Consider the following 10,427-nt stretch of genomic DNA (forward strand, 5'->3'; position numbering starts at 1 on the left):
TCCTTTTCTTATTTACAACTTTACAGTATTGAAAAATCGATTAATACTAATTAAAAACAAGTAAAGTTATGTCTATCCAATTGTATTCACACAGTAAGCAAGATTTAGAAAAAGTTGTAGAAATAATACTTAATAAAGTACAAAATTTCCAGATATCAAAGACTTCTAACGAATCTAACCCTGAGGATTTAATTTCCCAAAAAGAAGCATCAAAATTCTTGAAAATCTCACTTCCGACAATAATTGATTGGCGAAAGAATAAAGATTTACCCCATTATGACTATAACGGTCGATATTATTATTCTCCAAAAGAACTACTTGAATACGGTAGAAAAAACAATCAGAAATAAAAAAGGCGCAAACACCTCGCAAAAGTCGTTAACGCCTAAATATCTCATAAATGAAGACAATGCAAATTTACGCAAAGTTTTCCATATCAGTATGGTTAAATGGAAAATAAAAAAGAAGAAAATAGTGATTTTGTATCCAACATTTTCGGCATTACCGAAAAATATCTTTCAGAAAAATACGATTTCAGATACAATGAAATTGCACTAGAAATTGAGTACAAACCCAAAAAAGAAAAAAAATTTAAATCTGTAAATGAGAATTCACTATATATTGAACTGCAAAAAAAAGGTATAAAGATTTCTATCTCGAATCTTATAGCGCTTTTAAGGAGTGATTATGTAACTAATTTCAACCCTATTAAAGAATATTTTTTATCGCTTCCAAAGTGGGATGGAAAGTTACATATTCAAGAATTAGCTAGTTATGTATCAACATTTGACCAAAAACAATTCGAATATCATTTTGTAAAATGGTGTGTAAGGACTGTAAAATGTGTATTCCTAGATGACTATTTCAATAAACAAGCATTTATTTTAGTCCATAAAGGGCAAAGCTCCGGCAAATCAACATTTTGCCGTTTTATGTGTCCTCCTGATTTGTCTAATTATATTGCAGAAGATATAAGTAGTGATAAGGATGCGCGAATCCTGCTTGCAAAGAACTTTCTCTTAAATTTAGATGAGCTGGCAGTATTAAGCCGAAAAGAAATAAACCAACTTAAATCATATTTCTCGAAAACACATATAAATGAAAGATTACCTTATGATAGAAAAAACAGCATTTTATCAAGAGTATGTTCGTTTATTGGAAGTACCAATATGGCAACTTTTTTAAATGATGAAACTGGAAGCGTAAGGTGGCTTTGTTTTGAACTTATCAATCCCATCAATTTTAACTACAAGAAAAAAATAAATATAGACCATGTTTGGGCACAAGCTTATGCACTTGCAAATAGCAATTTTGATTCTGAATTGTCATTTCAAGATGTACAAGAAAATGAAAAAAGAAATTCGAAATTTACTACTTTATCAGTTGAGCATGAAATTATTAGCAAATATTTTTTAATTCCAGAAAACATAGAAGAACAGCAATTTATGACATCAAGCGATGTATTACACTATTTATCGATAAAGTACCAACGATTAAATCATATTAATATCGGCAAAGCAATGATGTCTTTAGGTTTTGAACGCATTAAAGATAAAGAAAGGCGGGTTTACGGTTATATGGTTAAAACATTAACTCTTTTCCCTGTAAATTAAAAATATTAGAAAAACTTGATTTCTACTTACCCATCTTACCCAAACATTGGTAAGCACCTAAAACATTAGGGAAATCATGGGTAACTTAATACAATATTCTTCTTACCCAAGGTTACCCATCTTACCCAAAACATTAAAAATCTAAAGAACAATTACTTATTAAATTAATGGGTAAGATAGGTAAGATAAAAATAGATAGTAAAATAACCTACCCACCCCGCTACTACTGGGTTGGGTAAGTTGGGTAAGATGAATCACGAAAAACTGTTTAGAAATAATCGCTACTGAAACAAAAAATAAGATGAATATACAACAAGCAAAAAATATCCCAATAGAACAAATATTATTTAAAATGGGACTGAACCCACAAAAAACAAATGGATTTGAAAGTTGGTATTTAAGCCCATTTGCAATAGAAAAAACAGCTTCATTTAAGGTTAATCAAAAAATAAATCGGTGGTATTGTCATTCAAGTGGTTTTGGTGGCAATACAGTTGATTTTACAGTTAAATACTTCGATTACACAGTGAAAGATGCTTTAGTCTTTTTAAGCGATTTTGACAGCTCTTTTTCTTTTCAAAAGCAAATTTTTGAAACAGGAACTAAGGAAGTGAATAGTAAAAATCAAGTTGAAAAAATATTACCGGTTCAACATGTTGCTTTAGTTCAGTATTTAAAAACAAGACAAATAAATAATTCTAAAAATATTGAACTGCTAAAAGAAATTCATTACACAATAAATGACAAAAACTACTTCGCTTTAGGATTTCAAAATAAAAGTCTAGGTTGGGAAATCAGATCTAAATATTCAAAAATATGCCTAGGCAAGAAAGACATATCATTAATCCATAATGGATCAAAAACGCTAAGGATCTACGAAGGTTTTTTCGACTATTTATCTTTTATACAGATTCGGGGAAATTTAAAAATAGAGGAATCGGATTATTTGATTTTAAATTCTGTGGCATTGTTAGTGAAGAATTTTTCGGTTTTGAGTGATTATGATTTTATAGAATTGTACTTAGACAATGACACCACAGGAGATAAATACACTTCATTGGTAATAGGGAAATTTAAAAATGCGAAAGATTGTAGAGTGCTATTTGATGGATTTAAAGACTTAAATGAATACTTGGTAAGTGGCAGTGAAATTAAAGATAGAATATGAAGATATGAGGGAGCAAGAGGGGATTGCGCTATGCGACAATCTAAACCACAACTGACTGATTTTTAATGTTTTAATTTATTCTGTTTTTAATAAATGCGTGCATTCTTTCTCCTTTTTTACTAAAAAAGACAAAAATCAACTAATAATCAACACTTTACGATGGATAATAGTAAACATAATTACATGCAGAAGGATGTAAACATCAGAATTAGCAACGTATGCAAAAGCCAGCTTGATTGGTTGAAAAAAACTTATTCTTTCACAACTTTTAACGAGTGCATTTCTCAAATCCATTATTTTTTTAAGGTAAATAACATAGCTCCGAACGAACAAATCTCAAACATTTTTTTAAAAAATTTCGAAGAACTAAAATTTGAAATTAATAATTTAAAAAAGGTAATGAAAGACGATTTTAAAGCGAATGAGAAAATTTTAAAAATAAGCGAGAGAGATATTTGGACTCCCATGAACCGAAAAATAAATGCCCTTTTTGAAAATAAAAACATTCAATCTATTGAATCAAGAAACGAATCTTTGATTAAAAAAGCGGAAGAACCTAATAAGATTTGGGAGCTAGATAAAAAAATAATTAGCCTCACACGGGACTTATCATCGAAAAATCAACTGCTTATTTCCATGGAAAAAACTATAGAAGGAATAAATGAAGATTTAGGATTTTACAGAAGATTACACCAAATCTTAAAGGAAAATACAAAAATAGAAAAGCAGCTTATCAGTAAGGATAAAGTGGTAATTGAATGGGATATTGACGATTGGAAAGATATTTTAGAATATAGAGAAGTCTTTAAACGAAAACGATAAAATCATGAATATAAAATTTATAGCGCACGATGCCAAATCAAGTTCCAGTTGTTCAGGGCTTGTAGAATATCTGAATAAGGAAAACGAAATCGACACTGACAAGGTAAGACTACAGGAGAATTTTTTCAATCAAGAATACTCAGAGACACAACCTTTGCAAAACATAAAAATGGATGATGTCAAAGATACTATCGATTCGAATAAAGGGTCTCGGAAACTAAGCGAATCTAATTTTTACATGCTAAATATTTCGCCGAGTAAAGATGAATTAAAACACCTTGAAAAAATTGCCGTTGCCGAATTAACCCAAAGAGGATACGATAAAAACAGTCCTGTTCATGAAGAAAGCAAACAAGAACTTATCAAAATGCAATTGAAACTTTACACCAAAAATCTAATGTCTGAATATGCTTCAAATTTCGAAAGGGAGGTCTTCATTAACCCCGACAAGCTTCCGAGCAATGAGGAAAAGAAAGCTTTAGAAATGGAAACAAATAAAATTTACAAAGATTACTTGAAAGAAAGAGGAATAGAGATCAAAGAAAATACAAATCCGAAAGAATGGAAGGAATTAAAAGATTTGAAAATCATTTTAGAAAATAAAAAATCTTTGAAAGTTGAACTGAATTTGGAAGGTTTTGGAAACAAAGAGGTCTCTATTCCAAAAACACTTGTACATGAACAAAAAAATGGAACCTATAAAATTCCTCAAACATTGTATGATAACAAAGTAAATGAAGCAATTGAGAGAGAATACGGAACCAAAAAAGAAAGTATATACAGAGACCTCGCCCATCAAAAAGGGTTCGATTTGAGCAAAAGACAACTTACAGGGGATGATTTACTTTGGTATGGAAAAGTAGAGACACAAAGGCATTACAACCACAAAGACAGGGAAGTTATAAGAAATAAGGAGCTTTTACGAGAAATTGAAATCGAAAAAAATAATCCTGAAAAAATAAAGGAATTGGAAGCGAAACTAAACAGAGATCCATTTACCAAGGAAGTAATCAAACACGACACTTTGAAAGGTGGCGACAACTTTCACGTACATGTTTTAGTCTCTAGACACGATAAAACCAACCATAACGCACGGGATAAAATATCACTGTCTCCCTTGTCAGCCGCAAGGGACAAAATGCTTTTAGCTGGAAAAAATCAAGTTGGTTTTAATCGCAGTGCTTTTTTCAAAACGGCAGAGCAAACTTTCGATAAAAAATTCGAGTATGCCAGACCCATTCACCAATCGTATGAATATTTTAATGATAAAAAGAAAAATTATGATATTGAAAAGTCCGAAAAAGAATTAGGAAGTAAAATATCCAGTGGAGTAAAGAACGAGGCTAAAAATTTCATATTTAAGTACACTGGGTTAAATGAGGTAAAGCAACAATTGAACCCAATTCAAAGTATAAAAGAGCAAATCCCATTTGCTAAGATACCGACTAGTTTCCCAAAATCCATAACGGATTTGTCAATAAAAGTTATGAGGAAAATTCTTGATAGTGGTAAGGATTTGGGCTACTAATCCCCTCGCTAAGTTTACAAAAATAATAACCGTTTAAATTTTAAAACATGCCGAAAATTATACTAATAACACACCAAAAAGGTGGAGTTGGTAAAAGCACTCTTACTTTTAATCTTGCACAAAATATTGCTGCAAATTCTAGAGTTGCCGTATTAGATTTTGATTTACAAGGAAGTTTGAGCCAATTAGAAGAATTGGTTACTGATTTTAAAATAATTCCCTATCAAGATAAATTGGAAAGTATTTCGGAACTGCAATATGATTTTATATTCATAGACACTCCCCCTTATTTATCTAATCATTTAGCGAAACTGATTTCAATATCAAATTTAATTATTGTGCCAACTAAAGCCGGTATTCTAGATCTGCTTGCCATAAAAAGCACCCTTGCCATTATTGAACAAGAGAAAAGAACTATGGATACCTTGGTTGTTTTTAATATGATAAAACCAAACACGACTTTAACCCTAGATATTTTAATTGGCTTAGAAGAATATAACGTGAAAATAGCTAATACTCATATCAGTGATTTGGTTGCTTTTACACGCTCAGTTCTGCTAAAAGGGGTGTCAAATGACAAAAATGCACAAAAACAGATTGACCAACTTACAGAAGAAATTTTAACCAAGCTAATATGATTATAGAAAAATATAAATCTATAAATCTATAAATCTATAAAAATACAAATCTATCATTATGGAAAAACAAAACATCAATGACCTAATTAACAAGGCGAAATCAAGCAATCAGCAAAAAGCAATTCAAAAAATTGTTCCTATTGTTACCAAAGAAATAGAAGAAGTCCAATTTTCTTTTTATATCGAAAAAGAACTACTTAAAAAACTAAAGCTTAAAGCTTTGCAAGAGGATACCAGTATGAAGCAAATTGTCAACGAGGCTGTAAAATCATTTCTTATTTAAACTCGACCTTTGATAGATTAATTATTTAAAAATAGATATCGCTCTTTAAAAACTTTGACTAAATTTGAAACCAATATAAAATGTAGCAAAATACAGTTTTAGAAATAAAAATATAAAGTGTTTAGCTTTTGAATTAGTACTATAAAATCTCCAAAATTAATAGCACGCTAATATCAAAACTAAGACGCCCATGCCTAGCGTGGGCTGTTCTTGTTTGGTGTGCTGGTGTTTGGAGATACCTATAGTGCTAACAAGAAACAGTTCCACGCTTTTTTTAAAAACGTCATGGGAAATATAAACGAAAAAGTCTCTAATATTCGAGTTCAAGTTTCAGAAAAATGTACTGAAAGAGAGAAATCAATCATTGAACTATACTGGAAGTTTAATGGTTTTGAATTTTTAAATACAGCCAAAAGTATAATGGAAACTTTTGAAATTTCTCAAAGTCAGCTAAACAAACTTATTTCTTCACGTGGTTTACTAATGTTTTCTATTCCTTGTGGGTCTTGTCCTAAATTTGATGATTTTCAAGTATCTAGTAGATTGAATTTTAAATCAACTATCAATCAAGCATTGACAAGTAATCTTATTTCAACATATAAGTGCAATTTTTGCATCAGTAAAGAACAAGAAGAAGCTTGTTTGAAAAATGTTCAAGAACAAAAAAAAATAAATGAAAATTTAGAAAAAGCCATTGAAACTGAAAATTGGCTACACCTTTCTAATTTTCAAAAAGGAATGCTATGTAATTGCTTCAAAATGAATTTTGTTGAATTAAAAAAACATTATCGTCCCATATTGGGTTCAGATAATTGGATTCTATTTATTGAATCATTGGAAACTATTGAGGCTTATAATCTTTTGAGTTTACAAAGAAACTCAACCACGAAAGAGATCATAAATTATCGTTACTTAGATAAACTAACTAGTTTTAAAAATGAAATTTCAATAAAAGAAGCTACTACTAAAAGCTCATTTGATCTAGGTATTGAAACCAATGAATTAAAATTTAGATTAACCACTAATAAAGATCAACATTACCCTGATCGTCCATCACATACAGGAACTATAATCTTCAATCAGAAAATAGTTATTGAACCTGGAGTAGAATACATTTATGGACTATGGCCAAGAGCCAATAACAATCTATATTTAACTTTGATACCACAAGAGAATTTAGAAAGGTTGCCAACCTATGGAAGTTCCCGTAAAAGGAAATAATTACAAAAAATTGAGTTTCCTTTTGATTGGTTAAAAAAAATACATTTATATAAAACTAGATTTATAGTATTATATAATTCTAGTTTTATAGAAAATATTAAAAGTGCTAATCAAAATGGACAAAAGTTATTTCCATAAAATTCTTTTGAGCTTTTAAAAAGAGCTCAAGAATTTTATAGAATAACTTAGAAGATTAAATAAAAGAAATGACAACAATTTTCACCAATTTTAATTAACCCAAACAAATCAGCATAGCCTTCATTTAACAATAATATCCTATTTTTACCCAACTTAATAAAACTAGCAAATTACAATGCCAACATTAAACTGGATAGGAAAAGAAAAAGTAATCAACCATCATCAAGATGTACCCTATAAAATACTAGAACCAAAGTACAGTTTTACTGATGGCATACAACAACCCGAACCCAACAATAGCGGTAATAAAATCATTCACGGTGACAACCTTGAAGCCTTAAAAAGCTTGTTGCCAGAATACGAAGGCAAAATAAAGTGTATCTACATTGACCCACCGTATAACACGGGTAATGAGAGTTGGGTGTATAACGACAATGTAAACCATCCAAAAATAAAGAAATGGTTGGGCGAAGTAGTAGGAAAAGATGGAGAAGATTTAACCCGCCATGACAAATGGTTGTGTATGATGTACCCAAGACTAAAACTCCTACATAAACTTTTAGCAAAAGACGGCGCTATTTTTATAAGTATTGATGATAATGAGCATTCACATTTGAAATTATTATGTGATGAGATCTTTGGTGCTAAAAATTATATTTCATCATTAATTTGGAGAAGAAGAGCTTCATCTCAGATGTCTCAAAATAACATATCGATTGATCATGAATATGTAGTTTCTTACTTCAAATCTAATAATTCAGAATTTAAGGGAAGTCAAAAAGATTATAAAAATTATTCGAACCCTGATAACGATCCGAGAGGATCATGGACTTTAGGCGACTTAACCGTAGGCATGACCAAAGATCAAAGACCAAACCAATTTTTTGATTTAGTAGACCCTAAAACTGGACTCGTTTACCCTCCAAGTCCGAAGCGTGTATGGACATACTTTCCAGAAACAATGAACATAAAGATTGAGGAAGGTAGAGTTGTATTTCCAAAAACAATATTGGGGAAACCAATGCTGAAGAGATATTCGAAAGAGCTTAAAACGGAAATAAATCCTCTTTCATCATGGATGAGTAACGAAGCTTATAAAATTGGTTTGAATTCAGAAGGAACGAAAATTATTCAATCTCTTTTTGAAGAAAAAGTTTTTGACTATCCAAAACCAATTTCATTGATAGAATTGCTTCTATCCCAAATAACTTCAGAAAACGACATAATTCTCGACAGCTTTGCAGGTTCAGGAACAACGGCACATGCTGTTTTAAACTTAAATAAACAAGACAGCGGAAACAGAAAATTCATCTTAATAGAAATGGAAGATTATGCCAATACCATTACTGCCGAAAGAGTAAAAAGAGTGATTAACGGTTATGGCGAAGATAAAAAAGCAATTGAAGGCACAGGCGGTAATTTTAATTTTTATGAGTTAGGCGAACCTTTGTTTCTTGAAGAAGATATTTTGAATGAATCTGTAGGGATAGAAAACATCTTGAAATACATTTGGTATTCTGAAACGAGAACTCCATTTACCACTATTCCAGACCTTGCAGAAGCAAACTACAGAATAGGTTCAAAAGACCAAACTGATTATTATTTTTATTATTTAATTGACGGACAAACTACAGTTGATTATGACTTTATGGCTAAAATAAAACACAAAGCTAGCCAATACATCATTTATGCTGACAACTGTTTACTTGAAAAGGATTTTATGCTGAAACATCATATTATTTTCAAGAAAATACCACGAGATATAACTAGATTTTAGTGTATCTGTGGATTGAATGCTGAAAAGAATCGAATTCAATTGTAATGGAAATACAAGAAAAAATCCAAAATAACAGTTTTAACAGTAAGACCGCAATGCAATGAATCCAAACGAGAAAAAGGAGCTTCTTAAAAGTTTAAATGAAAAAGAATTTCGACAAGATTTGATTATTCCTCTTTTGAGCAAAATGGGCTATATAGCTCCAATTGAATATCACGGCACAAGTGAAAGAGGAAAGGATATAATTTGCTTCGAATATGACAAACTGAACGAGCAAAGATTCCTTTCTATTGTAGCAAAAACAGGGAAATTAACAGGGAATGTATCAACAGACACAGGGTTAATGACAGTGGTAAACCAAATTGAGCAATCGTTTGATAATCCTTATGAAGATTTGTACAATATGAAACAAGTCCTCATAAATGAAGTTTGGGTTATGACAACTGGAAAAATTGTGAGTGGAGCAGAAGAATCAGTAATAAAAACTTTAAGAAAACGTAATTTAGACAAACGAATACGATTCATTAGTGATGATAGATTAGTACAATTAATAGATCGTCATTTCAGTACATATTGGAATTCAACTACAGAAACCAAGGAAAGTGTAATAATTCAAAGAGACCGATTACTCCATTTTATAGAGACCTTGTTAATTGCAAATAATGTAGATAAATCAACAATTAAAGAAGTCAAATCGAGCATATTGTATTCAAATTACAATACTCGTATTAAAAAAGATTTTGAAGGATTGAATTTTTCAAGCTTATCATCTTATTCTATTGAACTATCCAAAATAGATGAAGATTTCAATGATTATATATTTTCCAAAAGTTATGGTATCACAAAAGATATTTTTGCTAAAGCAAAAAAACATTTGAGTTATAGTTTTTTTGATATTGAGGAAACAATAGAACATGCAAATAGAATATCCAAAATAACAAATCCCGAAGACTTTTATTTAGAATCAGAAAGTTATTTAACACGAAGCGAACACTTCCAAAAAGCTCGTGGAGATGATGCTTCAAAATTTATGGATGAACTGAGCTATTTAGAGGAAGGATTAAATGATTTGAAACTCTTTAAAAGCTATTTGAAGCATAAAGGAAAACTAGAGTGGGCAAAAGAGTTATCAAAATCTATTATAGAACTTCTCCCTGAGATTGAAAAAATAATCGAAAACAGTGAAGAAGATGAAATAATCATCAACTATTCTATATCTGAAGAAAATAAAATTGTGAA

Annotated in this window: 10 protein-coding genes; all 10 read left to right on the top strand. The window is 30.5% G+C overall.

What is annotated here, in order from left to right:
• Positions 1 to 68 precede the first annotated feature (68 nt).
• Positions 69 to 350: a helix-turn-helix domain-containing protein gene (locus DNC80_RS15225; protein WP_182651941.1), complete on the top strand. Its 282-nt coding sequence runs from the start codon at positions 69 to 71 to the stop codon at positions 348 to 350.
• A 99-nt stretch (positions 351 to 449) separates the two neighbouring features.
• A complete protein-coding gene (locus DNC80_RS15230) occupies positions 450 to 1,613 on the top strand; it encodes a VapE domain-containing protein (protein ID WP_182651942.1) in 1,164 nt (387 codons plus the stop codon).
• Between the two features lie 301 nt (positions 1,614 to 1,914).
• Positions 1,915 to 2,781: a toprim domain-containing protein gene (locus DNC80_RS15235; protein ID WP_182651943.1), complete on the top strand. Its 867-nt coding sequence runs from the start codon at positions 1,915 to 1,917 to the stop codon at positions 2,779 to 2,781.
• Between the two features lie 159 nt (positions 2,782 to 2,940).
• Positions 2,941 to 3,603: a hypothetical protein gene (locus tag DNC80_RS15240; protein WP_182651944.1), complete on the top strand. Its 663-nt coding sequence runs from the start codon at positions 2,941 to 2,943 to the stop codon at positions 3,601 to 3,603.
• A gap of 4 nt (positions 3,604 to 3,607) precedes the next feature.
• Positions 3,608 to 5,131, top strand: a complete 1,524-nt coding sequence (locus DNC80_RS15245) for a DUF5712 family protein (protein ID WP_182651945.1) — start codon at positions 3,608 to 3,610, stop codon at positions 5,129 to 5,131.
• 47 nt (positions 5,132 to 5,178) lie between these two features.
• Positions 5,179 to 5,769 carry a ParA family protein gene (locus DNC80_RS15250; RefSeq protein ID WP_182651946.1) on the top strand — a complete coding sequence of 197 codons (591 nt, stop codon included), beginning with the start codon at positions 5,179 to 5,181 and terminating at the stop codon, positions 5,767 to 5,769.
• 58 nt (positions 5,770 to 5,827) lie between these two features.
• The gene (locus DNC80_RS15255; RefSeq protein WP_182651947.1) at positions 5,828 to 6,052 is read left to right on the top strand and encodes a hypothetical protein; all 225 of its coding nucleotides are present in this window, start codon (positions 5,828 to 5,830) and stop codon (positions 6,050 to 6,052) included.
• Positions 6,053 to 6,337: 285 nt separating this feature from the next.
• Entirely contained in the window at positions 6,338 to 7,273 is a 936-nt protein-coding gene (locus DNC80_RS15260; protein ID WP_182651948.1) for a hypothetical protein, read from the top strand.
• A gap of 313 nt (positions 7,274 to 7,586) precedes the next feature.
• Positions 7,587 to 9,188 carry a site-specific DNA-methyltransferase gene (locus DNC80_RS15265; RefSeq protein ID WP_182651949.1) on the top strand — a complete coding sequence of 534 codons (1,602 nt, stop codon included), beginning with the start codon at positions 7,587 to 7,589 and terminating at the stop codon, positions 9,186 to 9,188.
• 100 nt (positions 9,189 to 9,288) lie between these two features.
• On the top strand, positions 9,289 to 10,427 hold a 1,139-nt coding region (locus DNC80_RS15270; protein WP_182651950.1), incomplete at its 3' end, for a hypothetical protein.

Origin of the sequence: Flavobacterium sp. SOK18b (assembly GCF_014156605.1) — a bacterium.
GTDB classification, from domain to species: domain Bacteria; phylum Bacteroidota; class Bacteroidia; order Flavobacteriales; family Flavobacteriaceae; genus Flavobacterium; species Flavobacterium tiangeerense.

Coding starts and splice junctions, on each gene's coding strand:
- DNC80_RS15225 (WP_182651941.1), top strand. CDS start 69: ATGTCTATCCAATTGTATTCACACAGTAAGCAAGATTTAGAAAAAGTT.
- DNC80_RS15230 (WP_182651942.1), top strand. CDS start 450: ATGGAAAATAAAAAAGAAGAAAATAGTGATTTTGTATCCAACATTTTC.
- DNC80_RS15235 (WP_182651943.1), top strand. CDS start 1,915: ATGAATATACAACAAGCAAAAAATATCCCAATAGAACAAATATTATTT.
- DNC80_RS15240 (WP_182651944.1), top strand. CDS start 2,941: ATGGATAATAGTAAACATAATTACATGCAGAAGGATGTAAACATCAGA.
- DNC80_RS15245 (WP_182651945.1), top strand. CDS start 3,608: ATGAATATAAAATTTATAGCGCACGATGCCAAATCAAGTTCCAGTTGT.
- DNC80_RS15250 (WP_182651946.1), top strand. CDS start 5,179: ATGCCGAAAATTATACTAATAACACACCAAAAAGGTGGAGTTGGTAAA.
- DNC80_RS15255 (WP_182651947.1), top strand. CDS start 5,828: ATGGAAAAACAAAACATCAATGACCTAATTAACAAGGCGAAATCAAGC.
- DNC80_RS15260 (WP_182651948.1), top strand. CDS start 6,338: ATGGGAAATATAAACGAAAAAGTCTCTAATATTCGAGTTCAAGTTTCA.
- DNC80_RS15265 (WP_182651949.1), top strand. CDS start 7,587: ATGCCAACATTAAACTGGATAGGAAAAGAAAAAGTAATCAACCATCAT.